Genomic DNA, 26313 nt, shown 5'->3' on the forward strand with positions numbered 1-26313 from the left:
GGTTAATAACTTGTTAAGAGCTATGCATGCATAGCTCTTTTTTTTGTCCTATGTTTGTATTCACTCAAAAAACTAACTCACTCATTATGAAGAAAATTCTATCCCTTGGAATACTATTTTTCATAGTATTTACCTCAGCTTTTTCCCAAGTTACTACATCAAACATCAGAGGAACTGTTGTTGATGATCAACAAGTCCCACTTTTAGGAGCAAATATTGTTGCTGTTCACACGCCTACAGGTACACGTTACGGAGCCATTACTAATGAAGAAGGAAGGTTCAACCTACTCAACCTAAGGGTTGGGGGACCGTACGAGGTTACCATTTCTTATGTTGGATTTAAAAGTAGTGTTAGAAATGATGTGTTTCTTTCATTGGGTAAAACATTTAACTACAATACAGAATTGGTGTCAGATAGTCAAGTCTTGGATGAAGTAATAGTTGTCTCAGATCAGACCGGGACTTTTGGAAGTGACAGAACTGGTGCAGAAACCAGTGTAGGGCGACGAGAACTTACTCGATTACCTACCATTTCAAGGTCTACAAACGACTTTACACGTTTAGAGCCAACGGCAAGTGCCGGTTCTTTTGGAGGTCGTAATGATCAGTTCAACAATTTTTCCTTAGATGGAGCCATCTTTAACAATCCTTTTGGGCTTGATGCTGCACAGCCGGGCGGACAGACAAATGCAACACCTATTTCTATAGATGCAATTGATCAAATACAGGTGAGCACAGCTCCTTATGATGTAACGCAATCTGGATTTACCGGAGCTTCCGTAAATGCAGTTACCAAGAGTGGTACCAATGATTTTTATGCTACAGTGTATGGTTTCTTTAGAAATGATGATTTAACTGGGGGCAAAATAAATGGTGATGACGTTTTTAAAACAGGTTTGGAACAAAAACAATATGGATTTAGTGTTGGCGGACCAATTGTTAAAAACAAACTGTTCTTTTTTGTGAACTTTGAAAAAGATGACCTAACCTCATTGGGAACTGATGGTTTTGTGCCCAACACAGGTACGGGAGCAGCCAATGAATCAAGAGTTACACAATCAGATTTTGATTTGGTTGATGGTCTCCTAAGACAGGTTGTAATAGGCCAAGATGAATCTGGGAATGATATTTTTTATGACCCGGGAAGAATTACCGGATTCAACTTCGACCAAGAATCTACAAAAGGTATTTTAAAGCTGGATTGGAATATTAATGACAATAACCGTCTTGCAGTTATCTATAATTTCCTGGATGCCTCAAAAGGAAAACCTGCTAATAGGAATGCTATTCAGTTTAGGGGACCAGATTTGGCCACTTTACAATTTGAAAATGCAGGGTATGAGATAAACAATAGAATTCAATCCGTACAAATAGAATTAAACTCTACCCTATCCAATGACGCCACAAATAAGCTCCAAATAGGATACACCCATTTTGATGACTTTAGAAATCCATTTTCTACACCTGCTCCAAGTATCACAATTCTTGATGCAGCCGGTACTTCCAATTATATTATTGCGGGGCACGAACCTTTCTCTATAAATAATGAGTTGGATCAAAAAGTATTTCAAGTCACTGATAATTTAAACTTCTTTAAAGGTGACCATACCTATACTATTGGTTTTTCTTTTGAAAAATTTCAATTTGACAACTCTTTTAACTTGGGAGTTTATGGAGCACAGGGGGTATTTTTTCCAACTTCGACAATCACAGATTTCCCAACTTTTGCAAGTTCAGGACAATTGCAAGCAGCATTTGATTCAGCAATTGCTGCAAATGCAAGCCTTAATGCAGCGGGAGATGGGGTTTCTGGTGGATGGGCCTTGGCAGAAACGAATGTGGGCCAACTGTCATTTTACGCCCAAGACCAATGGGACATTACTGATAATTTTAAGCTGACCTATGGAATTCGTTTTGATAGACCCTTGTTTTTTGATACGTCCGAAAAAGCGCAAGATGTTATAGATCGCAATTGTTGCTATAATCCAACTGTAGAATATACAGACCCTTCAAATGGGGAAACTGTGTTTTTTGACTCAACCCAAATGCCTTCGAATGATTGGTTGATTGCCCCAAGATTTGGTTTTAATTGGGACGTTAATGGAGATGCTTCCTTACAACTAAGAGGTGGTTCAGGTGTGTTTACAGGTCGTTTTCCATTTGTTTGGTTAGGGAATCAAGTAGCAAATCCAAATTTCTTTTTCTATACCGTTGTTGATCCAGACTTCAAGTTTCCTCAAGTGTGGAGAACCAATATTGGAGCCGACAAGCGTTTTGAAAACGGTATTGTAGCAACGTTAGATGTATCGTATACAAAGGACATCAATGGTATTCATGTCCAAAATTGGGGATTGGATGCGCCATCGAGCACACTGAATACTTCTTTTGACCAAAGGGTATTTTATACAGATGCAGATAAATCGCCTAACTCTGCCTATGTATTTACAAATTCAGATGAAAATGGACGTATTTGGAATGTTGCTGGGAAAGTCCAAAAAACATGGGATAATGGACTCTATGCCCAATTGGGATATAGTTTTCTGGATGCGAAGAGTGTAAATTCAATAGACGCGGAAATTACCAGTGATGCATACAATGGTAATGCAATAGTGGGCAACTCAAATACGGCTGTATTGTCCAATGCCAGATATGGTGACAAGCATAGAATCATTGGAGTTCTGTCAAAGTCATTCAAGACCGGGACCACAATATCCACGTTCTTTGAATATGCAAGAGGAGGTCGGTACAATTATGTTTATGGAGGAAACATAAATGGTGATGATATTGCAGGAAACGGAGATGGGTTCCAAAATGATTTGCTTTACATTCCTACGGCTTCAGAAATTGCCCAAATGAATTTTAGTGGAGCCGGACAGGCCGAAGCTTTTGAGGCATTTATACAGCAAGACGACTATTTAAGGGACAATCGCGGTGAATATGCAGATCGATATGCTGGTTTGGCACCCTGGAGAAGCAGTTGGGATGTGAAAATTTTACAGGACATTAAATTAAATGATAAGAATAAGTTCCAATTAAGTTTGGATATTTTGAACCTAGGTAACCTTATCAATTCAAATTGGGGTGTTGTTGAAATTCCAACCTTCAATCAACTATTGGGAGTTACAGTAGATGACACAAATACGCCAACATATACCTTTGATCCAAATTTGACCAGTACTTTTGCCGCAAACACAGCTGAAGTATCTAGATGGAGGGCACAAGTGGGGGTAAGGTATATTTTCAATTAAATAGATACAATTAATAATTAAAAAGGCCTCACGAGAGTGAGGCCTTTTTTATTTTTGCAGAATGAAATATGCACGATTGACACAACAGCAATTAGAGGAATTGCAACCTGAATTCATCAATTTTTTGGCAACACAGTCCATTACGGCAGAGGAATGGGGAACCCTTAAAAAGGAAAAGCCAGAAGTTTCCGAAGAAGAATTGGATGTATTTAGTGATTTAATTTGGGAAGGTGTATTATCTAAAGTGGAATATCTGGAAAATGTTTCAGAATTGCAGATGCATTTATTTCACCTAACGGATAAGGAGATGAAGCTACTTTCCGTAAAAGTGATGAATCCAGAAATAGACCTGCGTACCACAGTTGGGTTTAATTGGTTCAAACGCAATTTTCAATCGGATTTTGTGGAGTATCTAACCGCTTCCAAAGCGTACTCTGAAGATAAAAATTTGGATAAGTTTAATCTAATCAAGCAAGGAGCCACAATTACCAAAGGGGATTTATACAAATGGTTTGACCAGATTATCGAATAAATTACATGGAATTAAAAGCGTAATAAAAGGTCTGGCAATTAAGTATATTTACACGAGAATTACAATAACTACATGGCACAGAAACCATCCATACCCAAAGGAACCCGAGATTTTTCACCAACAGAGGTTGCTAGGCGCAATTATATTATCCAGATTATAAAAAAACATTTTGAGGTGTATGGCTTTCAACCCATTGAGACACCATCGTTTGAAAATTCGGAAACCCTATTGGGTAAATATGGGGATGAAGGTGACCGCTTGATTTTTAAAATACTCAACTCAGGAGATTTTATATCAAAAGTGGATGATGTTACCTATAGTTCAAAGAAGTCTAATTCGCTTTTACCAAAAATTTCTGAAAAAGCCCTCCGATATGATCTTACTGTACCCTTTGCGCGCTATGTAGTAATGCACCAGAATGAAATTGACTTTCCCTTTAAACGTTATCAAATCCAGCCTGTTTGGCGAGCAGATAGACCCCAAAAAGGACGCTTTAGGGAATTCTATCAATGTGATGCCGATGTTGTGGGCTCCAATTCCCTGTTACAGGAAGTGGAACTGATACAACTATATGATGCAGTTTTTACTGAGTTGAAACTTGCCGGAAGTACCATCAAACTAAACAATAGAAAAATATTATCCGGTATTGCAGAAGTCATAGGAGCAAAGCACTTATTGATAGACTTTACCGTTGCCTTGGATAAATTGGACAAGATTGGTGAGGAAAAAGTAAAAGAAGAAATGCTAGATAAAGGTATTTCTGAAATTGCCATTGAAAAAGCGTCGCCTTTATTCGCAATGAATGGGGATGCAGCAGAACAATTGGCTCAGTTAAAAAGTTTATTGGCAGATTCAGAAGTGGGTATGGCTGGAATAAGCGAACTTGATGAAATCATAAGAACCGTAAAAGAACTTGGATTGAAATCAGCAAGTTTGCAATTAGATGTCACCCTTGCTCGCGGACTTAACTATTATACCGGAGCAATTTTTGAAGTAAGCGCACCGGAAGGAGTGAGCATGGGGTCTATAGGTGGTGGTGGTCGTTATGATGATTTGACGGGTATTTTTGGGCTTAAAGACGTTAGCGGAATCGGTATTTCTTTTGGATTGGATAGAATTTACCTGGTTTTGGAGGAACTTGGCCTTTTTCCAGAACGTTTGGATAAATCCATAGATGTTTTGTGCATCAACTTTGGGGAAAAAGAAAGTTTGGCATCTTTAAAATTGGTTGGGAAGCTTAGGGAAAATGGCATTAAAGCTGAAGTTTACCCATCGGCTGCCAAAATGCAGAAACAGATGAAATATGCCAATAACCGCAAAGTACCCTATGTTGTGTTGATTGGTGAGCGTGAGCTTTTAAACCAAGAATTTGTGGTAAAGACCATGGCCACTGGGGAGCAGGAAACCTATTCACTGAAAAATCATGGAAACTTTATTGATACACTATAACCGTTGCTCCACTTCGGCAATAATCTGTTTGTAGTAACTTGATTTGTGGGGAACAAACCTATCAAATTCGTTTTGGTTTAATTTTGATTTGAAATCTTCAATAGTAAATAAATTCAAATCGTCTACTTCACTTTCTTGTTTGACCAAATCTTGCAGAGGTGCACTCAGTCTACATAAAAAGGTATGATGGAACTCGTTGTCTATAAGGCTTTCCGAATGCTTTTGCATCGACTTAAAAATTCCGATTTTATCCAAATCAGAAGCTGAGACCTTTAACCCGATTTCTTCTTCTACTTCGCGAATGGCAGCCTCTACAATAGGCTCACTGGCGCCGATATGTCCAGCAACGGAAACATCCCAAAGCAGCGGAAAAGTTTTTTTATCCTTTCCCCGTTTCTGGAACAGCATTTTTCCATCCGTTGTATAAAACCAAACATGGACCGTTGGATGAAACAGCCCAGTTTGATGCGCTTCAGATTTTAGGCAGGTCTGTCCTGTAAAATTCCCGTTTTCATCTAGAATGTCTACAAGTTCATCCATTGGAATTGATTTTCAACCCTATACATAAAAGTCGTTTCGACCATATAGGAGAAAACCTAAATGCCGAAAACTATCTTTTGGACCTCTCCACCTTGAACTTAATCAAAATAACTAAATGTCTCGCCCTCTTTTATGGTCAACAGCGTTTCATATATTAATCGAATCACATTTTCAACATCGTCTTTATGCACAGTCTCAACAGTAGTGTGCATATATCTAAGTGGAAGTGAAATTAAAGCAGAGGCTACACCACCATTACTATATGCAAAAGCGTCTGTATCCGTTCCCGTGTAACGAGATGAAGCCAGACGTTGAAAAGGAATCTTTTTGGCCTCTGCGGTTTCAATGATTCGTTCCCTAAGCTTGTTCTGTACGGCTGGCGCATAGGAAATCACCGGACCTGAACCAATCGCTGTTTCTCCTTCTTTCTTTTTATCGATCATGGGGGTAGTGGTGTCATGGCAGACATCGGTCACTATGGCAACATCTGGTTTTATGGTTTGGGTGATCATTTCGGCACCACGCAATCCAATTTCCTCTTGTACGGAGTTGGTAATGTAAAGCCCAAACGGCAATTCATTTTTATTTTCATGCAATAAACGTGCAACTTCAGCAATCATAAAACCTCCTGCACGATTATCTATGGCCCGACAAACAAATTTATTTTTATTTAAAACTTGAAATTCATCTGGATAGGTGATAACGCAGCCCACGTGGACCCCCATTTTACCAACTTCTTCCTTGTCCTTCGCACCAATATCAATACAAATATTATCAAGCTTTGGCGGTTCTTCCTTCCCTCTATTTCTGGTATGAATTGCTGGCCAACCAAAAATACCTTTTACAATGCCTTTTTTGGTATGGATGTTTACCCATTTGGAAGGTGCTATCTGGTGATCGCTTCCTCCATTTCTAATAACATAAATCAATCCGTTGTCCGTGATGTAGTTAACATACCACGAGATTTCATCTGAATGGCCTTCAATAACAACTTTGTATTTGGCATTGGGGTTTATGACCCCAACTGCTGTACCGTACGTATCGGTAATAAAATCATCCACATAAGGTTTCAAATAATCCATCCAAATTTTTTGCCCTTCCCATTCATAACCAGTAGGGGAGGCATTATTTAGATATTTTTCGAAGAACTTAAGAGATTTAGCGTTAATGATTTTTGAACTTGCCATGTATATATTTTAATCCACAAACATAACAATATTCACTTTTAATTAATAGCCAATTCCTAGGTTTATCCTTAATTTTGACATTACTTTTGATAAATAAAACAAATGCTTCGCCGCAGTTTAGTTATTATCTTCTTCGCAATTTTCACTTTTGGGTTTTCTCAGGAAATCACCAAAGATTCTGTTGCGGATTATTATGTTAGGTTCGAAGGGGATTCCATTTTACAGAGCTCCATTGAACTTGATGAAGTCTATATTTTTGGAAAATTGGAGTTTGCCGATAGAAAGGAAAAGCTCAGATATTATATTCTCCGAAGAAAAACATTGAAAGTATATCCTTATGCAAAACTTGCAGCAGAACGTTTGGTGGAATTGAATGATAGTTTGGCCAAAATCAAAAAGAAAAGGCACAAAAAAAAATATACCAAAGAAGTTCAGAAATATATTGAAGGTGAGTTTTCCGATAAACTTAAAAAACTGACACGTACGGAAGGACAGATTTTAATCAAGTTGATTTATCGTCAAACAGGTATAACAGCGTTCAATTTGGTGAAGGAGTTACGAAGTGGTTGGCGAGCATTTTGGTACAATACTACGGCCAAGGCATTTAAAATCAGCATAAAAGAAGAATTTCATCCTGAAGCAATACATGAAGACTATTTGATTGAGGATATTTTACAACGAGCATTTGCGTCCAATAGGCTAGAGCGGCAAGAATCTGTTTTGGACTACGACTATGCCCAGCTTAACAATAAATGGAAGAATGACCCCAATGGGAAAAATTAGTTTTTCGATTTCTTTCCGAAAAGTGCGTCCATAAAAATTTTAATGCTATAAAACCCCAGGCCAATTGCAGCTACGGCCAATACTAACCCAATAATTAAAACTGGAATGTACGCTGGGTGTTCTTGATTTTTGAAAGCTTGCGATAGTACAAAAGGTGCCAAAAACATAAATGCCACCGTATACCCTATAAATTTAAGCCCTTTTACCAAAAGTTCCTTGTCTGTTCGCATGGATACTAAAATAGGAATATTAGCTTATATTTAGTTTATAGTAGCCTAAAACTTAAGCATGGAAATACTGATATTGGCAGGAGTTGTCCTGTTCATCATTTTTGCAACGGTGAAGTTTAAAATGCACCCAATTTTTTCATTGACCCTTGCGGCCCTGACTACAGGATTTTTGCTTGGACTTTCTCCAAAGGATATTATGACAACGATTGGTGATGGATTTGGAAAAACACTTTCAGGAATAGGTTTGGTTATTGCTTTTGGGACCGTTATTGGGATTTATTTGGAAAAAACAGGAAGCACCAAGGTCTTGGCAAATACAGTACTGAAGTTTGTTGGACTGAAACGTTCTCCTTTGGCCATGAATTTGGCCGGATATATCATTTCCATACCTGTTTTTTGTGATTCGGGATTTATAATTCTTTCGTCTTTAAACAAAGCCATTAGCAAAAAGACTGGTATTCCAGTTTTGGTTTTTGCCATTTCATTGGCCACTGGTCTTTATGCGGCACATGTATTCGTTCCACCAACACCAGGTCCTTTGGCTGCAGCAGCAATTTTAGGAGCTGATTTAGGGATGGTATTGGTATTGGGTTTGGCGGTTTCCATTCCGGTATCTTTAGCTGGTTATTTTTGGGCAAGTTTTATCGGAAAATCCTTAAAACAAGACAGTAAAGAAGAAATCAAAGTATCAGAGATTAAAGATGAGACGCATAGTATTAAACCAATTCAAGCTTTTTTACCACTTTTGGCTCCCATTTGTTTAATTGCGATGAAGTCCGTGGTCAATTACCCCACATTTCCTTTAGGAAAGGAGATTTTATTCGAAGTCTTTGATTTTTTAGGAAATCCTATCATTGCGTTGTTGATAGGAGTATTTTTTGCTTTCTTTTTAAGTAGAAAAATAGCTAAAGAACAGAAGGAAGGGTGGGTAACGGAAGCCTTTAAGCAGGCAGGGTTGATAGTTTTGATTACAGGTGCAGGTGGTGCCTTTGGGGCAATTCTTCGTACCATTGATATCGCATCGATAATCGACCTTGAATCCAGTTCGGGTATTGGAGGTCTTTTAATTTCATTTACCATTGCAATGGTATTAAAAACGGCTCAGGGTTCTTCCACTGTGGCAATAATAACCACATCTGCAATAATTGCTCCTTTGCTGGAAACGTTTGGATTATTTTCAATTTCTGACAAAGCCCTTGCGGTTCTTGCTATTGGGGCAGGTGCAATGACCGTTTCCCATATAAATGACAGCTATTTTTGGGTGGTATCCCAGTTTTCGAACATGAATGTAAAAACAGCTTTAAAAGGACATACGTTGGGTACTCTAGTACAGGGAACCGTTGGAATTTTGATGATTTTGCTTTTATATCAATTCCTTTAAAGGTGTTTGGAATCGTGTTTTGATTAAAACTTGAAATTGTAGGTTACTGAAGGTATAATTCCAAAAATAGACGTCCGAAGTGCTTCATTTCTTCCGTTATCTTCGTTTTCCCTAAAGTTGATGGAAGCGGCATTCATACGATTATATGCATTGTAGATGCTGAAGACCCATTCTGATTGTACTTTCCTTTTACGGTTCTTTCTTGGGGTTAAAGTAGCTGAAATATCTAATCTGTGATAGGCGGGAAGGCGTTCATCATTTCGTAATCCATAATAGGGGATTGTTAAACCTTGAAACTCAAATTGCCCAATGGGATAGTTTGTGGGCTGCCCCGTTTGAAATACAAAATTGGCATTGAAATTCCATTTCTCATTTAAATCATAACTACCAAATAAGGAGAGGTCATGTGTTTTGTCATATGGCGTATTGTACCATTCCCCAAAATTAATTCCAGTTTCCAAATTTGATATTCCATTGGCTGCAGAAGCGGTTCTTCCTGGAGTGCGTTGTTCAGATTTGGATAGGGTATAGGATAGCCAGCCTTTAAATCGGCCTTCATTTTTCCGCACCAATACTTCCAACCCATAAGCTCTTGCTTCACCACTTAAGATAACTTGTTCAATGGCATCATTTGCAATTAGATCAGCCCCATCTATGTAATCTATTCTATTTTGAATGTCTTTATAGAACAACTCAGTTTCAAAAGAAAATTCACCATCGTTTATATCCTGAAAATAGCCAATAGCGTATTGATCTAACAATTGAGGTTCTACAAATGGGCCGCTGGGTGTCCATACATCCAAAGGAGTAGGAGAGCTGGTATTGGAAAGAAGATGTAGGTATTGTGCCAACCGTGTATAACTGGCCTTTATAGAGCGCTTTGCATTAAAATTATAGGAAAGGGAGACCCTTGGTTCCAAATTGGTAAACTTCTCCAAACTACTTCCTCTTCCAGGGTCAATAGTATCAATGGGATTGCCTTCACGGTAAATTTGAAAGGTAGGATCAAAGAATATTGGATTGTCATTTTCGTAAACAAAAAATTCATCCTGTCCCAATCTGTTAAAATGACTTACTCTAAGACCATAATTTAAACTTAGCCTTTCATTTATTTTATGTTCAATATCTACATATGCTGCGGTTTCGTTAGCATATTTTTTGGTGATTTGATCTTCTACAATGCCAGAGTCTGCACGGTTAGGCTTTATTTTTCCAGGATTGAAGACATAATAGATATTGTTCAATCCATAATTGACCTGAAACTTATCGTTAAGGTAATGTTTAAGGTCATATTTCAGGTTAAAGTTTTGAATTCCCGAATCCCATTCAAAACCCACAAAATCAAGTACTAATCCATAGAAATAATCTGAATAGATTACCGATAGATTGGAAAACAATTTATCAGAAAACAAATGGTTCCACCTAAAGTTACCGACCGCATTTCCATAAGTGTTGACAAAACTTTCATTAATACTGAATAAGTCGCGCCCAAAATAACCTGATAAGTAAATATTGTTCCTGTCGTTTATTTTATGACTGATTTTCGTATTTAGGTCATAGAAATAGGCTTTATTGTTTACATCGAACAAGGGTAAAAAAAGATGGGCATAAGATGCCCTGCCACCAACCAAAAAAGAAGATCTGTCTTTAGCAATAGGCCCTTCTATGAGCAACCTACTTGAAATGGCCCCAATTCCACCGTTTACTTTGAGTTCTTTGCTATTTCCTTCCTTTTGAAAGATTTCCAGTACTGAGGATAATCTTCCTCCATATCTTGCTGGAATACCACCCTTAAACAGTTTTACATCTTTGATGGCATCTGGATTGAAAACAGAAAATAAACCAAAAAGGTGCGATGAATTGAATACGATAGCCTCATCCAATAAGATAAGATTCTGATCTACGGCACCTCCTCTAACATTAAATCCTGAAGACGCCTCACCAGCATTGGAAATACCGGGTAATAACAATAAAGACTTTATAACATCCGATTCTCCAAGGACCACAGGAATCTGTTTTATTGTACCAGCGGATAAAGTGTTAACACTCATTTGAGGTTTTCGTATATCCAAACGCTCAACATCATCGGTAATGACTACCTCTTCGAGCTGTTCAGCTTCTTCCAATAAGCTAAAATCTTTTTTGATGTCCGTGCTTAAATCTATACTTTCCCTAACATCCTGAAAGCCTAAATAACTTACAATTATTTCATATTGCCCTTCGGGGAGTGTTATGGAATAAAAACCGTATTCATTGGTAGTAACACCTGTTTTTAGGCTAGGGAACAGCACGTTGACCCCTATTAATGTCTCATTACTGCTGGCCTCTGAAATGGTACCGCTGAGTGTATATTTTTGTTGTGCTTCAACCTGAAGACTACTTAAAACCAAAACTAAAAGAAGGAGGCATATTTTTTTAGGCTGTATTTTAATTTCATTATAGTTTAATGCCATAGGTCACAAAAGAATAAGCCCGAGTTATTGAATCATTAATAGTTTGGTATCAAATTCACTTAAAGCGAAATATCCAAAAGGCAGGTTGCTTGAATTTGTTTCATTAATAATATTACCTCTCAAGGTAGCAGGAGGGGTTGCAAAAGGACCACCTCCATCTTCGCCGGATTGTGCCAATGCCAAATTAGCGTAGGTTGCAAAGTTGCTATCAATTCCAAGAAGGGTTATAGCAACTATATCACCAGGTTCAACCTCTTCATAGAAATACGAAAATGTGAGTTGACCGTCTTGAAAAAACTCATCATCAACCACCAAAAAATTATCAAAACCAAACGAAAACAAATAGTGGTTAATCTCGTTGGGAATATCTGTGAAGGAGATCAAGATTTCGGTTTCTTCTTCTTCATCAAATAGAAACCCGTCCCCCTGTTCAATCATATCGATAACAGGAGATTTTTGCAATTGCTGTGTGGCTGTATAGACTTCATCGTTATAATTGACCAACAATGTATAGTCCCTATCGAGTTCAAAACTAGGAAAGCCTGCACTAAAAACACCCGGAGCGTTTTCCACAAGTGAAAATGATTGCCCACTTTGCTCATCAATAATTGTGGCTGTGGCATTTTCAGCCGGAAAAGTTTCATCTTGAAAGAATGGCCCCGTCAATGTAAGTTTTACTTCACCATTTATGATAGGATCGCCATTATTATCATTAAACCCTATGATGGCATCTATAACAAGCCTTGTCTCGGATGTTGGTAGGTCAATATCTATGGCCTCTTCGCAACTAATAAATAGGAAAAAGAAAAAGGTAACATATAAACTGTTCTTTAAAACCATGCTATTTGGGGTACGAAAGTCTAAAATAGGCAATCATTAGCTCAAATAGCATAGTTTAACAATTTGTTAATTACCATAGCTAGTAATTAGGCAATGGTATTTAATATGCTGTTGAATGTTTCACTTGGACGCATTGCTTTGGAAGCTAGGTTCACATCTGGTAAATAATACCCTGCAATGTCAACTGCAGCTCCTTGGGCATCAATCAATTCTTGTGCTATTTGGCTTTCCTTTGATTGCAATTCCTGAAAAACTGTGAAAAAAATCGATTTTAATTCCTCATTTTCATTTTGAGTTGCCAGTTGTTCCGCCCAATAAAGCGTTAAATAAAAATGGCTGCCACGTGTATCCAGTTCATTCACTTTCCGTGAAGGTGATTTGTCGTTGTCCAGAAACTTTTCGGTAGCCTTATCCAATGCATCTGCAAGGACAGAAGCTTTTTTATTTAGATTTTTTTCTCCAAAGTGCTCCAGAGAAACCCCAAGCGCCAAAAATTCACCTAGAGAATCCCAGCGAAGATGTCCTTCCTCTAAAAACTGTTCTACATGCTTGGGCGCGGAACCACCTGCTCCTGTTTCAAACAACCCGCCACCATTCATTAATGGAACTATGGATAACATCTTGGCACTGGTACCTACCTCAAGTATTGGGAACAAATCCGTAAGGTAATCGCGCAATACATTACCAGAAACTGAAATGGTGTCTTTTCCTTCTTTTATGCGTTTTAGAGTGAATTTTGTAGCTTCAATCGGTGATAAAATCTGTATATCGAGACCCGTGGTGTCATGATGTTTAAGATATTCATCAACCTTAGTGATAAGTTCCGCATCATGGGCTCTTTCTTTATCCAACCAAAAAACAGCAGGGGTATTTGTTGCTCGTGCTCGTGATACGGCCAGTTTAACCCAGTCCTGGATTGGAGCATCTTTTACCTGGCACATTCTCCATATATCCCCTTCCTCAACATTATGTTGAATTAGGGTTTCATTGCTAGATACGTTTACAACCTTTACCGTGCCTGCGTTTTTAATTTCAAAAGTTTTGTCATGCGAGCCATATTCCTCTGCTTTTTGGGCCATAAGGCCTACATTGGGAACTGTTCCCATGGTAGTTGGGTCAAATGCCCCGTGTTCTTTGCAAAAATCAATGGTGGCTTGATAGATACCAGCATAACTACTATCTGGGATTACCGCCTTTGTGTCTTGAAGTTTTCCATTTTTGTCCCACATTTTACCTGAACTCCTAATCATGGCAGGCATTGATGCGTCAATGATAATATCACTGGGAACATGGAGGTTTGTAATTCCCTTGTCAGAATTAACCATTGCCAAATCAGGTCCGTTTGCTATTGTCTGGGCAATTACATTTTTAATTTCTTGACGTTTATCTTCAGGGAGTTCTTCCAATTTATCAAACAGGGTTTCCAATCCATTATTGGCGTTTATTCCCAAGGCATTGAAAGTGTCTTGATATTTTTCAAACAAATCTGAAAAATAGGCTTTAAGTGCATGGCCAAAAATGATTGGGTCTGAAACCTTCATCATGGTGGCCTTAAAATGAAGAGAAAGTAATAGGCTTTCGCTTTTGGCATCTGCAATTTCCTTTTTTAGGAAACTTACCAATGCGTTTTTGCTCATGACTGTAGCATCAATGACCTCATCTTTTTGAAGCGAAACATTTTCTTTGAGAACTGTTGTTGTCCCACTAGAATCTACTAGCTCTATGCGAACATCACCAGCAGCTTTCATGGTCAATGACTTTTCGTTGTGCTTAAAGTCCCCCTCGGCCATAGTGGCCACGTGGGTTTTGGATTCTGATGACCATGCACCCATTGAATGTGGGTTTTTCTTTGCATAGTTTTTAATTGCCTTTGGGGCTCTTCTATCTGAATTACCTTCTCTAAGAACAGGGTTTACGGCACTTCCTTTTATTTTATCGTATTTGGCTTTGATTGTTTTTTCCTCATCCGTTTTAGGCTCATCAGGATAACTTGGTAAATTATACCCTTTTTGTTGTAATTCTTCAATGGCTTCTTTTAATTGTGGAATAGAAGCACTTATATTGGGAAGTTTAATGATGTTTGCCTCTGGTGTTTTGGCCAATTCACCCAATTGAGCCAGGTTATCCGGTATTTGCTGGTCGGCATTCAAGAATTCGGGAAATACTGAGATAATTCTACCTGCAAGAGAAATATCTTTGGTTTCTATACTAATGTCAGCAGTTTTTGTAAACGCTTTTACAACAGGTAAAAAAGATAATGTTGCCAAGGCTGGCGCCTCATCGGTTTTTGTATAAAAAATCTTAGCCATTTAGGTGTTTTTATTTGAGCGGTGCAAATATACAACTTATGACTGTTGCTATACTAGGTGATTTTACTAAAAAGTGTGATTTTGGATAGGGTTTGAAATAACAAAAGCCATATCTATGTGTGAACATTGATATGGCTTTCTGAAAAGAGCTAAAAGATATCATTTTGCGTTGCCACAAAATCGCAACCATTGATTGCATCCGTTGCCCTTTTGACGTTTACTCAACACTATGCTTCTAATTTTTCAACTAAACAACACTTGTGCAAAGTGGTCCAATAGTTTCCTAAATCTTATCAAAACAGAAAATTGCTCTTCCGTCCGCACATAAAATTTATTATTTCTCTTTGAGGTTGGCCGAAGCTTTCCAGAATTCGAAATTCCTTTTGTGATTAGTAGTGTTACCAATTAAAAAGGGAAACATCAGTTTTAAAGAACGTCAACTTCAAAATAGAAACCGAAACTTGATATAATCTCCTTCCCATTTCTCTTACTAAAGTATGAGAAAGTTGCGGAAAACCAAATTTTGTAATAGATTAAAAATCAACAATATATGAACTATGGTTATTAACAATTGTTCATAAAAAAAGCACCCGTTGAGGTGCTTTATTATTTTGCGTAGTGATTGTAAATTAACCCCTAATCTCTTTGATACGGGCCTTTTTACCTGTAAGACCTCTAAAGTAGAAGATTCTTGATCTACGTACTTTACCTTTTTTGTTGACTTCTACTCTTTGAAGTGCTGGCATGTTTATTGGAAAAATTCTTTCTACACCAACTGTACCAGACATTTTTCTGATTGTAAAAGTCTCTGTAGCACCAGTTCCTCTTCGTTGGATAACAACTCCTTTAAAGAACTGTGTACGTGTTTTTTCACCTTCCTTAATCTCATAATACACTGTGATGGTGTCACCTGACGAGAATTTTGGAAATTCTTTTTTTGGAACAAATTCGTCTTCAACAAATTTTATAAGGGATTCCATTTTATATTTTTTTTAATGTTTACCAAGATTAACTTACACGAGTTTCGTCAGAGGTTAATTTTGAGATTGCAAAAATAATGCAATATTTATAAATAGCAAGGTGTTTTTGACTTTTAAAAGTAGAAAAGCAATTAACGCTTTTTATTTGAATAGCTCGTACCAAACAACAGCAACCCAATGCCAACAAGAATAAGGGGAAATTGGCCAATGGAATTCAATATAACTGTAGCCCGTGCAAGAAATGTAGTACCCTTGCCGACAGCAATAGAAGTCAAAAGAAAGCTCGCCAGTGCAAACAAAATAGATAAAATAGCCCCTATGAGCATTAAGACGGTTCCCTTGTTTTTCTTTTTTAGTACTAACACAATACAACCAATGAGAAAAAGAAGTTGTCCTATTATCTTTAAGATTCCGCCAAAAACAAAGTAACTTTCTAAATATTCCATAGTTATTTCAGTAAATCAGGTCTTCTTTGACGCGTTCGCTCCATTGCTTGTTCTTCACGCCATTTTTCAATTTTTGGAAAGTCCCCGCTTAACAAAACCTCTGGCACTTTATGCCCTTTGTAATCTGAGGGTCTCGTGTATACCGGTGGTGCCAATAGGTTATCTTGAAAAGTATCTGTCAGTGCCGATGTTTCGTCATTTAAAACCCCTGGAAGAAGCCTTATAATGGAATCACAGAAAACTGCTGCCGCCAATTCACCTCCTGAAAGTACATAGTCACCAATGGATATTTCTCGCGTTATGAACAGATCGCGCACTCTTTGGTCTACTCCTTTGTAATGCCCACAAAGTATAATAATGTTCTTTTTTAGGGAAATTTCATTTGAAATACCCTGATTCAGGGTATTGCCATCTGGAGTCATGTAAATGATTTCATCATACTCCCTTTCTTTTTTGAGCTCTGAAATACACTTATCTATGGGTTCTATCATTAAAACCATTCCAGCTCCACCACCAAATTGATAGTCATCAACTTGTTTGTAATTACCGATTGAGTATTTTCTGAGGTTGTGAAAATGTACCTCCACCAACTTTTTCTCAATAGCTCGTTTTAAAATAGAGGCTTCAAAAGGGCTTTTTAATAATTCGGGTAAAACTGTAATAATGTCTATTCGCATGGCTTACATAGAAAGTTGTCAAAGATAATGGTTAATTTATCTAGGAATTCTTCCAGAAGTAGTGAAAATATGCTTCATCTTTCTCCCAATCCAATCGCTCATAGAGTTTTTGGGCTGGGTTGTCTTTTGCTGTCTCGAGTGCCAGTCCTTTGAAACCTTGTTTTTTGCAAAACGTTTTTGCATGCTTTAATAATGCTTCTCCCACTCCTTTTTTTCGAAATTGTGGGACAACAAATAAATCATTCAGCACATAAAATGGTTGTAATGATACAGAAGAAAATGTTTTGTAAAGCTGTGTAAATCCAACTGGTTTGTCATTTTCCAATGCTAAGAAAACTACAGTCTCATTGTTTAAGAAACGCTCTTTTAAGAAACGCCTGCAAGCTTCTATGTCTGATGATTGTTCATAGAACATTCGATATGCATCAAATAGCGGAAGAACAAGTTCTATATCTGAAGGGGTTACATTTTTAATTTCCATGGACAAATGTAATTAATTCACCCGTCTGCGCTCATCTTCAGAACCGGTTCCTCGTTGTCTTGAGGATTTTAGTTTATCATTTCCAAAACTTCTGGAATAGGTGAGAAGAAAAGTACGATTGCTAAAGTCGAAGGTGTTTTCGGTATTTAGGTTTTGTTCAGGTATCTGGGTTCTTCCCGTAAATTCGAAAGAATCGAACACATCGTTTACGGCAAATCTGAGCGTTCCCCATTTGTCCCCGAGTTTTTTCTGAAAACCAATGTTCATTCCAAAAACTGGATCAAATTTCCGGATGCCAAAAAGACTGGCTCCAAAATAATTAAGGTTTACCTCTGAACTAAAAGTCTTTGTTATGGTAAAAGAATTGGAGCTGTTTGCCCGGAAGGTATTTTGCTCAAAATTAAATGAAGAATCTTGAAGTAAAGCGCTTACCTTGGTATTTATAAATATGAAATTGTTTTGCATTTTCCACCAATTGGTAAAGTTGATGGGTAATCCTAATGTGATGGTAAATAATTTGGTTTGATCATTGTTGGCAGCCTCAAAAAACAATCTTCCCGTAGCTTCATCAAAACGTTCTTGAAAACCAGATATGGGTTGGTCTTCGACCGAATATTGAAAAGAAAGAAGTATGGATTTATAATTGGTGTCAAATTTTACTGAGTTCGATGTGGCTGGTTGTAAAGCCGAATTACCTGATAAAAATGTAGTTGGGTCAATAAAAATAACAAAGGGTGCCAAATTATTGAAGGTTGGTCGGGTGATTCGTTTAGAATAGGACAGATTAAAACTTAGGGTATCGCTTACCGAATGGGAAACAAAGATGCTCGGAAAAAAGTTACCAAAATTTCGGTCCACAACTCGGCCTTCGGTTTCCGTATCCAGCTCAGAGTCGGTATGCTCATATCGAAGACCAAGTTTCATGCTTGTTTTTTCTTTCAGTTTATAATCGACAGAAGTATACGCTGCTAGAATATGCTCGTTAAGGACACTTTTATTTGTCAAGGTAGGGTCTTCAATAAAGTTTTGTCCATCAAAAGTTGCGACAGATACATCATTTTCAAAGTCTGATATCACTGCTTTAATACCTGTTTCCAATTTTAAATTTTCATTTAATTGATTGCTATAATCTGCCTTGCCTACCGCAATGTTAATAGGGGTTGTTTTATCGCTGAGGGTAAGTTCTTCTCGAAGAAAATTGTTGTCCCCATCAAAAAAACTGTTGGTGTAATCTGTAGGGTTTTCATCGTAATAGTGCAAGTAGTCCAAATCCACACTTATGAACTCATCGTCCTTAAAATTATGTTTAAGATTGACGTTGGAATTAAAATGTTGCCATTGGTTTCGTTCTGTGTTCAAAAGTTGTACAAAAGAAAAAGGAACACCGTTTTCGGTTTCTCTACTATCGTTCACTGCATCCATAGTCCATTTGTTATCATAAGCTCCTACCAGAATGCCTATGACAGTTTTGTCTGTGGCTTGATAATCCATTCCCAACCGTATATTATGATTACGCTGTCTTGGATCACGGTCGGAAACAGTAGCCAGATTTATCGTATTGTCTTGCTCATTTGTGAAAATTCTTGAGAAGTCGAATTGTTGTCCTTGTGTATCTATTAAGAAAGAATAGTTGCCAAAAAGATTTATCTTGTTTTTTCTAAAATTAAAGCTGATGTTATCTGAGGTGGTTTCACCGTTTCCAATTCCTCCCGAAACTGAATAGGTGCCGTTTAAACCCAAATCTGTTCTCTTTTTAAGCACAATATTTATAAAACCGGCATTTCCTTCCGCATCAAAATTTGCGGGAGGAGTAGTAATCAGTTCAATACTTTGAATATTGTCAGAGCTCATACCTTCCAACAACTGAACAATGCTTTCCTGCGGCATGTAGCTTATTTTTCCATCAATCATTACCACAACTCCGTTTTTCCCTGCCAAGGATATGGCACTATTCTGTCTGTCCACAATCACTCCAGGGGAACGTTCTAAAACTTCTAGAGCTGAGCTACCGGCAGACACAATGCTATTTTCAACATTGATTACCATTCGGTCAATCTTTTGAACAAAAATGGGCTTTGTGGTCTGGACCACAACCTCATCCAGTTCAACACCCTCAGTCAATGTTAATGTGGGAATGGTAAACATTGAATTCTGTTGATAGCTAAAAGCATCGGTTGTTTTTGTTGAGAAGCCCACCATACTAGCAGTTATGATGTAATTTCCAGAAGCGACGCTTTCAAATGTAAATGTTCCTGTATCATTGGTAATTGCCCCTTTTACTAGTGTGGAATCTGATGCGGTTTGTAAAAGTACATTGGCAAAGGCAAGTCCTTGTCCATTACTATCGACTATTTCTCCATTTATTTCTTGGGCTTTTACAAAAAAGCATATCAGAAATAATGGAATAAAAGTCAGTTTTCTTTTGTCCATGTTTTTTGATTGATGATTAACTATATAGCAATAGTTGGTAAACGCAAAAGTGAGATTCTAGGCAGAAAGGAAAGACAGTAACTGTACCTGTGAATCCTTTTTGATGATGAAATTTAAACAAAAAAGCCTCCAAACAGGGAAGCTTTAACAAATATTTATTTCTTCTGTTTGTTCAGCTCATCCTGGAGCTGACGGCTAATTTTCTGCTCACGTTCCAGTGCTCTTCTCCTATGGTCTTCGTATTCTTTTTCAACATCGGCAAGCGCAGTTTTGGCCTGATGGGTTAAAAAATTACTGTTCCTGAACTTATAAATGAACAATAACAAAAAGAGCAATAAACCAAAAATGATGGACCATAAAATAAAGTTGTAGGTTCCTTTGCTAATCAAAGCTCCAAAGAACGATATACTGTCTTTTTCGGCAGTAATGGTCTTTAAGTTGTTAGTGGTTTCTTGAAGTTTTGAGTTAAGGCTATTTATTTCATCCTTATTGCTTGTAATAGTCGCAGTAAGGTCTTTTATAGATTGATTGGCCGAGCTAATGGTATCAAAAATATTCTTTTTGATTTTATTCAGTTCAATTAATCGAATTACCTCATAGCGTTTACCCTGTGCATTATAATTTGTGGACTTTCGTTCCAGTACCTCAAACTGTCCGGCAATGGATGTATCCGTGTCAGGCGTAGTATCTTGATTTTGAGCTGAAATTGAAAAAACACTGATAAAAAGAACAAGGGATAAGAAAACTTGTAAACGTCTCATGGTAATTATGCGTTTTAATTTAGATTAAGGGTAAGGCGAAATTACACCAATAAACCAAAAATCAAAAGAAAATCATATTTATGGAGGTTGCTACTTGAATATTTATGATTTAATAATACGTGTATCGTCTTACTTTGGCAATGTATTTTGCAAGACGGATAACTTGATGTGAATAACCATATTCATTATCATACCATATATATAGGACCAAACTTTTTCCATCTGCTGAAACTAAAGTGGCCTTGCTGTCATATATGGATGGGGCAGAAGTGCCAACAATATCTGATGATACCAATTCATTGCTAAGAGAATATTGTATCTGTTCTACCAAATCACCTTCAAGGGCATATTTTTTTAAAATAGTGTTTACACTTTCTTTTGAGGTTTTGTTCTTTATTTCAAGATTTAAGATGGCAAGCGAGCCGTTTGGAACTGGAACTCGTATTGCATTCGATGTCAATTTACCTTTTAAAGAGGGTAGGGCCTTGGCAACAGCGGCACCTGCACCGGTTTCGGTAATAACCATGTTAAGCGCTGCGGCACGACCTCGACGGTACTTTTTATGCATATTATCCACAAGATTCTGGTCGTTGGTGTATGCATGAATAGTTTCCAAATGCCCTTTCTTAATTCCAAGGGAATCTTCAATAACTTTTAATATTGGGGTAATGGCATTTGTAGTACAAGAGGCAGCAGAATAGATTTTGGTCTTGTCTGGATCAAATTCTTTTTGGTTTACCCCATGAACAATGTTAGGGATTTCTTTTCCAGGAGCGGTAAGTAAAACCTTGCCGGCCCCTTTAGCTTCCAAATGTCGGGAGAGCGAAGCTTTATCCCTGAAAGCACCAGTATTGTCAATAATCAAGGCGTTATAGATGCCATACTTTGTATAGTCTATAGATTCAGGCTTATCCGCAGTTATAATTTTCACGGTAGTGCCATTGATGACCAAAGCACTATTTTTTATATCAACATCCACCGTGCCCATAAACTGGCCATGAACGGAATCAGTTTTTAGCAATGCAGCTCTTTTTTCGAGTATTTCCTCACTGATTTCGCCTCTTACAACAATGGCTCTTAGGCGTAATTGACTTCCTCTTCCGGTTTTTGCCATCAGTTCACGGGCAACCAACCTTCCTATACGACCAAAACCATATAGAACTACGTCTTTTGGCTTGATTTCCTGGGAAGATTGGGCATCTGTAAGTTTTTCTATTACGAATGCCTTTACATTGAGATGGTCATTATCATCAGAATGATATTCATAGGTAAGCTTTCCAATATCCAGCTTGGCAGGAGGTAAGTTGATATCATTGATTGCCCTAAGAATTTCAACAGAATCAAAAATGGAAATTGGTTTTTGGACAAATTCTCCAGCATATTCATGTAAGTTTATGATATCACTTACATTTTTGTCTATGATTTGATTTTTGAAAAGGACCACTTCAATGGCCTTATCGTACCATAGATCACTTATAATTTTAATAAATTCAGTTGTTGCTTTTCTTCTATCTGCTTGGAATGCGAGTTCCTTTTCGTAAGACTTGATATCGCCCATGAATTTTAATTGAGTTTAAGTTTAGTTGTCGGCAAAATTAGATATTTCAAACGTTTTCGTGAAATTATCGCAACAAAAAAAGGCACTCATTTAAAGAGTGCCTTTTTTATATATTTAGATTCCGTTATTGTAGGATTAAACGCTCCTTTTCCCCTTTATCATTGATCATGGTAAAACTTGTTCTGCCGTATCTTGATATTTTACTAAATAAGTCTTTGGCGTCATCAATATTCTTGATTTCATTGTCATCAACTTCAACGATTACTTTATCTTTTAAATCGTATCTGCTGTAACCTTCTGGAACATCTATGATTTTTACACCACTATTAACACCAAATCTCTTTTTATCCTCTTTGGATAGATTCTTTACCATAAAACCGGTAGCGGGTAAAATAATGGTTTGTTGCTTTTTGAGCGTAACATTCTTAGATACTCTTTCTCCATCTCGATCCACCAAAACTTCGACCATGTCTCCAGGTCTTTTAGAAGAAAGATAGCCGGTAAGTTCTGAAAACTTGCGGATTCGTATGTTATCAACTTGTTTGATGATGTCGCCTGTTTTTAAACCAGCTTCCTCCGCACCGGAATCCTCTGATACCTGAGAGATTACGACACCTTCAATTTCATCATAGCCAAGCTCAATAGCTTCTCTTGAATTTGTGTTTGCGGCAGAGATTCCAAGCAATCCACGTTGTACATTGCCGAACTCCATAATATCCTCAACTACTTTTTTTGCAATATTGCTTGGAACAGCAAAAGAATAACCAACATAGGACCCTGTCTGCGATGTAATTGCAGTGTTTATGCCAATTAGATCACCGTTGGTGTTGACCAAGGCCCCACCACTGTTTCCAGGGTTCACGGCAGCATCAGTTTGAATAAAGGATTGATTTCTTCCCAAAGATCTGGCTTTGGCACTTACAATTCCTGCTGTTACTGTAGAGGTAAGACTAAACGGATTCCCTACAGCTAAGACCCATTCCCCAATTTTTGAATTGTCGGAATCACCAAAAGCCAAATAGGGCAATGGTTTATTGACCTCTATTTTTAACAAAGCAATGTCGGAGTCGGAATCTGCTCCAATAACCTCTGCTTCATAAGTCTTATTATTATTTAAGGTAACCTCTAACTGGCTTGCATTGGCAATAACATGGTTGTTAGTGACTATAAATCCATCCGGTGAAATGATAACGCCCGATCCTGTACCAACTTGTGGAGTTTGTTTCTTTTCAAAACCATAAAAGAAATCTGAAAGACTGCTAGAACCCTTATTAATGGCTAAATTTTTAACGTGTACCACAGCGTTTACAGTTTTTTCCGCGGCTATGGTGAAATCAACTTCATTGATTCCAGCACCTTTGGCTGAGGTTGATAGGTTACTCGTACTCAAGAAAGGCGTTTCCTCATTTGAAACAACCCATTTATAAGCATCTTTTTCAAAAAATATTTTATAAGCTCCTAGTGTAATTGCACCTGCAAAAAGCGATACAAAAAATAAACTGGCTATTCTCTTCATAATTCTGTAATAATTTAACATTAAGCTCCAACAAAATTAAATGAAATCAATTTTAACATTATCAATTTAACTCGTTTTTAACTACAAAAAAAACCTTAAAGAATACGCTATATTTGTTCCTTTGCATCCAAATATGATACTACAGTTTTTCAAATATCAGGGTACGGGAAACGATTTTGTGTTTATAGACAACCGTCAACAAACTTTTCCAAAAGACAACACTGAATTAATCACGAAGTTATGTGACAGAAGATTTGGTATTGGTGGGGATGGACTCATTTTGTTGGAAAATGACAGTGCATCAGATTTTAATATGGATTATTATAATGCTGATGCAAGTCAGAGTATGTGTGGCAATGGGGGCAGATGCGCCGTGGCTTTTGCCAAATATTTGGGAATTATCGAAAACGAAACGACTTTTAACGCGATTGACGGACTACATTTTGCAACTATTGAAGGTGACATTGTCAACCTTAAAATGAACGATGTTGATGAGATAAGAGAAAAACCTTTGTATAGTTTTTTGGATACCGGTTCTCCACATCATGTACAATTGGTGGAACATTTGGAGAAGTTTAATGTACAGAAGGAAGGAGCAAAGCTTAGGTATGGACTTTATGGTGAATCCGGTAGTAACATCAACTTTGTTGAGCAATCTGGTAATGGAGCATTTAATGTCAGAACCTATGAAAGGGGAGTGGAAGATGAAACTTTATCTTGTGGGACAGGTGTTACAGCAGTTGCCTTGGCAATGCATAAATTGGGAAAAACGACTTCAAACAGTGTGAGAATCAATACTCCAGGTGGTAATTTGACCATTAGTTTTAAACTCAAAGGTGATACTTATACCAATATTTTCTTGAAAGGACCGGCAAAACAGGTTTACAAAGGAGAAGTAGTATGTTAAGCTTGAAAGGAAAACAGGTTTATTTGAGGGCTTTGGAACCAAGGGATTTGGATTTTCTTTACGAATTGGAAAATGATACTTCCATTTGGGAAATAAGCGGCACGCTTAAACCCTATTCGAAAAAAGTACTTAGTTTATACTTGGAGAATGTACATCGCGACATATATGATGTAAAGCAATTGCGACTTTGTATTTGCGATATGCAGGACAAGTGCATAGGTTTAATCGATCTTTTTGATTTTGATCCAAAAAATAGACGTGCAGGGATTGGAATTGTTATTTCAAATTCAGAAAACAGAAACAAAGGACTTGGCGCAGAGGCCATAACCTTGCTCAGCAATTATGCATTCTCAACGCTGGACCTCCATCAATTATATGCAAATATTTTATCTGACAATTCAGCCAGTATTCATTTATTTGAAAAACTGGGATTTGAAAAAGTTGGGTTGAAACGAGAATGGATTCGGACCAATACAGGTTTTAAGGATGAGATAATGTTTCAAAAAGTAAATAGAAAAAATGTATCTTAAGAAAACACTTTGGGCTGTGGCCATATTAGGATTGTTGATTTGTGGTTTTGTTGCCTTTCAGATTTACAATGCCATTTTTTCGCCCAATACCCAATTCAATAATGAGCAGGCTTTTGTTTTTATCCCTTCGGATGCTTCATTTTCTGAGGTAAAAAAGATTGTAGAACCACTGTTGAAAGATGTGGGGACTTTTGAAGCGGTAGCGGAGCGTAAAGGATATGTAACGAATATCAGAGCTGGAAAATTCCCTATTAAAAAAGGAATGAACAATAATGATATTATAAACTCCCTACGTAGTAAGAATACACCTGTCAGAGTCTCCTTCAACAATCAGGAATCCTTACAATCATTGGCAGGTAGAATTTCCGAACAGATTGAAGCAGATAGCCTTTCACTTCTTAATGCTGTTAATGATGATGAGTTTTTAAAGCAATCTGGGTTTAACAAAGACACGAAACTGGGCATGTACCTACCCAACACCTATGAGTTCTTTTGGAATACCAATGCGACGGATTTTAGGGAAAGAATGTATGAGGAGTATCAAAAATATTGGACTAAGGAAAGATTGCTAAAAGCAGAGAAATTGAACCTGACACCAAACAAGGTAATCGCTTTGGCAGCTATTGTGCAGAAAGAAACGGTTAAGGCAGATGAGAGACCTAGGGTTGCGGGAGTGTATCTAAATAGAATCAAAAAAGGAATACTTCTGCAGGCTGACCCAACAGTGATTTATGCAATCAAAAAAGAAACGGGAAATTACGACACAATCATCAAGCGTGTTTTATACAAGGATTTGGAAATGGATTCACCCTATAATACTTATAAGTATAGCGGAATTCCTCCTGGACCGATTACTATGCCCGATATTTCATCGATTGAGGCTGTTTTAAATCCTGAAAAACACGATTATTTATTTTTTGTGGCAGATGTTTCCAACTTTGGGTACCACATGTTTGCAAAAACACTGGCGCAGCACAACCGAAATAAGGTACAATATACCCGATGGTTAGATTCCCAAAAAGTGGTCAGATAATGTTGTTTGCCGTTTATTTTCAGCGCTTTAACGTAATTTGAG

General features: G+C 37.5%; 22 protein-coding genes. 8 read left to right on the top strand and 14 right to left on the bottom strand.

Going from position 1 to position 26313, the window contains the following annotated elements; genetic code table 11:
- The first annotated feature begins 86 nt into the window (after nt 1-86).
- From AAY42_RS02230 to hisS, 3 genes are all read left to right on the top strand, one after another.
- Nucleotides 87-3248 (top strand): TonB-dependent receptor, encoded by a 3162-nt coding sequence (locus AAY42_RS02230; RefSeq protein ID WP_055397689.1) that lies wholly within the window; start codon nt 87-89, stop codon nt 3246-3248.
- Between the two features lie 61 nt (nt 3249-3309).
- Complete coding sequence (locus tag AAY42_RS02235) at nt 3310-3780, top strand: DUF6495 family protein (RefSeq protein ID WP_055392377.1); 471 nt, start codon at nt 3310-3312, stop codon at nt 3778-3780.
- Nucleotides 3781-3852: 72 nt separating this feature from the next.
- Nucleotides 3853-5229 carry a histidine--tRNA ligase gene (hisS, locus tag AAY42_RS02240; RefSeq protein ID WP_055392378.1) on the top strand — a complete coding sequence of 459 codons (1377 nt, stop codon included), beginning with the start codon at nt 3853-3855 and terminating at the stop codon, nt 5227-5229.
- On the opposite strand, the gene AAY42_RS02245 is transcribed toward hisS, so the two are convergent.
- Entirely contained in the window at nt 5224-5769 is a 546-nt protein-coding gene (locus AAY42_RS02245) for an NUDIX hydrolase (protein WP_055392379.1), read from the bottom strand. The two genes, hisS and AAY42_RS02245, sit on opposite strands and share 6 nt — an antisense overlap.
- A 98-nt stretch (nt 5770-5867) precedes the next feature.
- Nucleotides 5868-6956: a M42 family metallopeptidase gene (locus tag AAY42_RS02250; RefSeq protein ID WP_055392380.1), complete on the bottom strand. Its 1089-nt coding sequence runs from the start codon at nt 6954-6956 to the stop codon at nt 5868-5870.
- 102 nt (nt 6957-7058) lie between these two features.
- On the opposite strand from AAY42_RS02250, the gene AAY42_RS02255 reads away from it, so the two are divergent.
- Nucleotides 7059-7739, top strand: coding sequence for a DUF4294 domain-containing protein (locus tag AAY42_RS02255; protein ID WP_055392381.1), 681 nt, complete (start codon nt 7059-7061; stop codon nt 7737-7739).
- Here AAY42_RS02255 and AAY42_RS02260 read toward each other — a convergent pair.
- Nucleotides 7736-7969: a DUF6095 family protein gene (locus AAY42_RS02260; RefSeq protein WP_055392382.1), complete on the bottom strand. Its 234-nt coding sequence runs from the start codon at nt 7967-7969 to the stop codon at nt 7736-7738. The two genes, AAY42_RS02255 and AAY42_RS02260, sit on opposite strands and share 4 nt — an antisense overlap.
- Before the next feature lie 58 nt (nt 7970-8027).
- Here AAY42_RS02260 and AAY42_RS02265 point away from each other — a divergent pair, with 58 nt between their 5' ends.
- Nucleotides 8028-9350, top strand: a complete 1323-nt coding sequence (locus AAY42_RS02265) for a GntP family permease (RefSeq protein WP_055392383.1) — start codon at nt 8028-8030, stop codon at nt 9348-9350.
- A gap of 23 nt (nt 9351-9373) precedes the next feature.
- Here AAY42_RS02265 and AAY42_RS02270 read toward each other — a convergent pair whose 3' ends face one another.
- The 11 genes from AAY42_RS02270 to AAY42_RS02320 all read right to left on the bottom strand — a co-directional run bounded on the left by AAY42_RS02270 (nt 9374) and on the right by AAY42_RS02320 (nt 23801).
- Complete coding sequence (locus AAY42_RS02270) at nt 9374-11803, bottom strand: TonB-dependent receptor (protein ID WP_055392384.1); 2430 nt, start codon at nt 11801-11803, stop codon at nt 9374-9376.
- 24 nt (nt 11804-11827) lie between these two features.
- Entirely contained in the window at nt 11828-12643 is an 816-nt protein-coding gene (locus AAY42_RS02275; RefSeq protein WP_055392385.1) for a DUF4249 family protein, read from the bottom strand.
- Between the two features lie 86 nt (nt 12644-12729).
- A complete protein-coding gene (locus AAY42_RS02280) occupies nt 12730-14952 on the bottom strand; it encodes an NADP-dependent isocitrate dehydrogenase (RefSeq protein WP_055392386.1) in 2223 nt (740 codons plus the stop codon).
- 629 nt (nt 14953-15581) lie between these two features.
- Nucleotides 15582-15932 (bottom strand): 50S ribosomal protein L19, encoded by a 351-nt coding sequence (rplS, locus tag AAY42_RS02285; protein WP_055392387.1) that lies wholly within the window; start codon nt 15930-15932, stop codon nt 15582-15584.
- Between the two features lie 131 nt (nt 15933-16063).
- Nucleotides 16064-16378 (bottom strand): hypothetical protein, encoded by a 315-nt coding sequence (locus AAY42_RS02290; protein WP_055392388.1) that lies wholly within the window; start codon nt 16376-16378, stop codon nt 16064-16066.
- Nucleotides 16379-16380: 2 nt separating this feature from the next.
- Nucleotides 16381-17055, bottom strand: a complete 675-nt coding sequence (gene trmD, locus AAY42_RS02295; protein ID WP_055392389.1) for a tRNA (guanosine(37)-N1)-methyltransferase TrmD — start codon at nt 17053-17055, stop codon at nt 16381-16383.
- A gap of 40 nt (nt 17056-17095) precedes the next feature.
- The gene (locus AAY42_RS02300) at nt 17096-17536 is read right to left on the bottom strand and encodes a GNAT family N-acetyltransferase (RefSeq protein WP_055392390.1); all 441 of its coding nucleotides are present in this window, start codon (nt 17534-17536) and stop codon (nt 17096-17098) included.
- A 12-nt stretch (nt 17537-17548) separates the two neighbouring features.
- Nucleotides 17549-19966, bottom strand: coding sequence for a TonB-dependent receptor (locus AAY42_RS02305; protein WP_055392391.1), 2418 nt, complete (start codon nt 19964-19966; stop codon nt 17549-17551).
- Between the two features lie 155 nt (nt 19967-20121).
- Nucleotides 20122-20727, bottom strand: coding sequence for a hypothetical protein (locus AAY42_RS02310; RefSeq protein WP_055392392.1), 606 nt, complete (start codon nt 20725-20727; stop codon nt 20122-20124).
- 109 nt (nt 20728-20836) lie between these two features.
- The gene (locus tag AAY42_RS02315; protein WP_055392393.1) at nt 20837-22285 is read right to left on the bottom strand and encodes a glyceraldehyde-3-phosphate dehydrogenase; all 1449 of its coding nucleotides are present in this window, start codon (nt 22283-22285) and stop codon (nt 20837-20839) included.
- A 124-nt stretch (nt 22286-22409) separates the two neighbouring features.
- Nucleotides 22410-23801 (bottom strand): S1C family serine protease, encoded by a 1392-nt coding sequence (locus tag AAY42_RS02320; protein WP_055392394.1) that lies wholly within the window; start codon nt 23799-23801, stop codon nt 22410-22412.
- Between the two features lie 133 nt (nt 23802-23934).
- Here AAY42_RS02320 and dapF point away from each other — a divergent pair, with 133 nt between their 5' ends.
- From dapF to mltG, 3 genes are read left to right on the top strand one after another with little or no spacing between them, the layout of a single operon-like run.
- A complete protein-coding gene (gene dapF / locus AAY42_RS02325) occupies nt 23935-24708 on the top strand; it encodes a diaminopimelate epimerase (protein WP_055392395.1) in 774 nt (257 codons plus the stop codon).
- Nucleotides 24702-25238, top strand: coding sequence for a GNAT family N-acetyltransferase (locus AAY42_RS02330; protein WP_055392396.1), 537 nt, complete (start codon nt 24702-24704; stop codon nt 25236-25238). Before dapF ends, AAY42_RS02330 begins: the two co-directional genes overlap by 7 nt.
- Nucleotides 25228-26271: an endolytic transglycosylase MltG gene (gene mltG / locus AAY42_RS02335; protein ID WP_055392397.1), complete on the top strand. Its 1044-nt coding sequence runs from the start codon at nt 25228-25230 to the stop codon at nt 26269-26271. The genes AAY42_RS02330 and mltG overlap by 11 nt, the downstream gene beginning before the upstream one ends.
- The last annotated feature ends 42 nt before the right edge of the window (nt 26272-26313 follow it).

It is taken from the genome of Flagellimonas eckloniae, from assembly GCF_001413955.1.
Lineage (GTDB): Bacteria > Bacteroidota > Bacteroidia > Flavobacteriales > Flavobacteriaceae > Flagellimonas > Flagellimonas eckloniae.

Bases quoted from the DNA above. Each gene is read 5' to 3' on its own strand.
- AAY42_RS02330 (WP_055392396.1), top strand. From the start codon at position 24,702: ATGTTAAGCTTGAAAGGAAAACAGGTTTATTTGAGGGCTTTGGAACCA.
- AAY42_RS02255 (WP_055392381.1), top strand. From the start codon at position 7,059: ATGCTTCGCCGCAGTTTAGTTATTATCTTCTTCGCAATTTTCACTTTT.
- trmD (WP_055392389.1), bottom strand. From the start codon at position 17,055: ATGCGAATAGACATTATTACAGTTTTACCCGAATTATTAAAAAGCCCT.
- AAY42_RS02315 (WP_055392393.1), bottom strand. From the start codon at position 22,285: ATGGGCGATATCAAGTCTTACGAAAAGGAACTCGCATTCCAAGCAGAT.
- rplS (WP_055392387.1), bottom strand. From the start codon at position 15,932: ATGGAATCCCTTATAAAATTTGTTGAAGACGAATTTGTTCCAAAAAAA.
- AAY42_RS02275 (WP_055392385.1), bottom strand. From the start codon at position 12,643: ATGGTTTTAAAGAACAGTTTATATGTTACCTTTTTCTTTTTCCTATTT.
- AAY42_RS02280 (WP_055392386.1), bottom strand. From the start codon at position 14,952: ATGGCTAAGATTTTTTATACAAAAACCGATGAGGCGCCAGCCTTGGCA.
- AAY42_RS02235 (WP_055392377.1), top strand. From the start codon at position 3,310: ATGAAATATGCACGATTGACACAACAGCAATTAGAGGAATTGCAACCT.
- mltG (WP_055392397.1), top strand. From the start codon at position 25,228: ATGTATCTTAAGAAAACACTTTGGGCTGTGGCCATATTAGGATTGTTG.
- AAY42_RS02250 (WP_055392380.1), bottom strand. From the start codon at position 6,956: ATGGCAAGTTCAAAAATCATTAACGCTAAATCTCTTAAGTTCTTCGAA.
- AAY42_RS02290 (WP_055392388.1), bottom strand. From the start codon at position 16,378: ATGGAATATTTAGAAAGTTACTTTGTTTTTGGCGGAATCTTAAAGATA.
- hisS (WP_055392378.1), top strand. From the start codon at position 3,853: ATGGCACAGAAACCATCCATACCCAAAGGAACCCGAGATTTTTCACCA.
- AAY42_RS02310 (WP_055392392.1), bottom strand. From the start codon at position 20,727: ATGAGACGTTTACAAGTTTTCTTATCCCTTGTTCTTTTTATCAGTGTT.
- AAY42_RS02305 (WP_055392391.1), bottom strand. From the start codon at position 19,966: ATGGACAAAAGAAAACTGACTTTTATTCCATTATTTCTGATATGCTTT.
- AAY42_RS02265 (WP_055392383.1), top strand. From the start codon at position 8,028: ATGGAAATACTGATATTGGCAGGAGTTGTCCTGTTCATCATTTTTGCA.
- AAY42_RS02260 (WP_055392382.1), bottom strand. From the start codon at position 7,969: ATGCGAACAGACAAGGAACTTTTGGTAAAAGGGCTTAAATTTATAGGG.
- dapF (WP_055392395.1), top strand. From the start codon at position 23,935: ATGATACTACAGTTTTTCAAATATCAGGGTACGGGAAACGATTTTGTG.
- AAY42_RS02300 (WP_055392390.1), bottom strand. From the start codon at position 17,536: ATGGAAATTAAAAATGTAACCCCTTCAGATATAGAACTTGTTCTTCCG.
- AAY42_RS02270 (WP_055392384.1), bottom strand. From the start codon at position 11,803: ATGGCATTAAACTATAATGAAATTAAAATACAGCCTAAAAAAATATGC.
- AAY42_RS02230 (WP_055397689.1), top strand. From the start codon at position 87: ATGAAGAAAATTCTATCCCTTGGAATACTATTTTTCATAGTATTTACC.
- AAY42_RS02320 (WP_055392394.1), bottom strand. From the start codon at position 23,801: ATGAAGAGAATAGCCAGTTTATTTTTTGTATCGCTTTTTGCAGGTGCA.
- AAY42_RS02245 (WP_055392379.1), bottom strand. From the start codon at position 5,769: ATGGATGAACTTGTAGACATTCTAGATGAAAACGGGAATTTTACAGGA.